Source organism: bacterium (assembly GCA_024224155.1).
Taxonomy (GTDB): Bacteria; Acidobacteriota; Thermoanaerobaculia; order Multivoradales; family JAHEKO01; genus CALZIK01.
The window spans coordinates 1-1599 of record JAAENP010000120.1; the positions used below are offsets into that span (position 1 = coordinate 1).

A 1599-nucleotide genomic window follows, 5' to 3' on the forward strand; every position below is an offset into this window, starting at 1 on the left:
GAACCGGCTTGCGCTGCTGCATCTGCGGGGTGCGGTGCCTGCGAAGGCGCCGAGTGAGACCGCCGCGTCGCGGGCGATAAGGGTTCGCCGCGGTGGATTGTGTCTGGGGCCTTGTCCCAGAAGGCAGAGGTGTGTCTTCAGAAGGAGCCGTCATGGAATTGGAGTGGCACCAGTTGGAGATGCCCTATGCCTCGCTGCGCGCTCACAGTCGTGACCGGCAGCGTCGCCTACGGCTGTGCCTGGAAGAGAACGGCCAGCAACAGCCGACCGTGGTGGTCCCCGAGCACGAGGCACCGGGTCGCTATGTCGTCATCGACGGCCATCAGCGCATCGCGGCTCTTCGCCGCCTGGGCCACGACACGGTGGAGGCCCTGGTGTGGGAGATGGAGCAAGCCGAGGCGTTGGTTTTGCGATGGCAGATGGCCAACGGTCCGGGCTCGTGTGCCCTCGAGCAAGGGTGGCTGCTGGCCGAGCTCCAGCATCGCTTCGGTTGGAGTCAGGACGAGCTGGCTCGACGCTTCGCCAAGAGCTCCAGCTGGGTGAGCCGGCTTCTGGGCCTGGTGCGCGAGCTTCCGCTGTCGATCCAGGAGTCGATTCGCCGTGGCCAGATCCCGGCCCAAGCGGCGATGAGGGCTCTGGTGCCGCTGGCCCGGATCGATCGTGCAGCCTGTCACCGGCTGGCTGAGCAGATCGTGGGGAAGAAGCTGAGGACCCGCGAGATCGGTGTCCTCTACGCCGGCTGGCTCGCGGCGGGCCGGAAGGGTCGCCGCCGACTGCTCGAAGATCCCCGGGCCTTCCTGCGTCTGCAGCAGAGGCTTGAGGAGCGCACGAAGGTCCTGGGTGAGCCCGAGCGACTCCTAGGGCACGCCGAGCGCCTCGCGCGCCAGGCACGTCATCTCAGCCGTCAGATTTCCCGACATCAGTCGGAGTTTTCTTCCCGGCAGCTCGCCGAGCTGCAGCCAACGCTCGAGGAGGTCCGCAGCGAGTGGGACGGCTTGCTGGACGGCTTGAGACTAGCGGCCTGTTCGAGGACCACCGAAACGAGAAAGGAGACGATGCATGCTGAGCCGAGAGCAGAGGACCGCGATCCTGGAGCTCCACAAGCAGGGACTCGGGACGCGAGCGATCAAGAAGTCGCTGAAGATCTCGCGCGGAGCGATCAAGAAGGTGATCCGCTCGCAGAACCACGAGCCACCGCCGATCCTGCGAGTGAGCAAAGCCGAGCCCTATCGCGACGAGATTCTCGAGCTGCACACGACCTGCAAGGGCAACCAGGCCCGGATCCACGAGGAGCTTCTGGCCCAGGGAGCGGAGCTGTCCTACTCCGCTCTGACGGCCTTCTGTCGCCGGGAGGGTATCGGCGTGACGCCGGTCATTCCGGCCGGCCGTTACCGCTTCGAGCCGGGCCAGGAGATGCAACACGATACCTCCCCGCACCGGGTGAGGATCGGCGACAAGCTCCGGAAGGTCCAGACCGCGGCGGCGGTGCTGTGTCATTCCAGGATGATCTTCATCCAGTGCTACCCGAGGTTTCGCCGATTCGAGTGCAAGAGCTTCCTGACCGAGGCGCTGAGGTACTTCGGCGGCGCGTGCGAGATC

The 1599-nt window shown here is 65.9% G+C and carries 1 protein-coding gene and 1 pseudogene; both read left to right on the top strand.

Annotation, left to right across the window (positions count from 1 at the left end):
- Positions 1-152: 152 nt before the first annotated feature.
- Positions 153-407, top strand: a pseudogene (locus GY769_06835) (ParB N-terminal domain-containing protein).
- Between the two features lie 907 nt (positions 408-1314).
- Positions 1315-1599, top strand: a 285-nt coding sequence (locus GY769_06840; protein ID MCP4201636.1) for a transposase family protein, incomplete at its 3' end; no start/stop codon positions are given.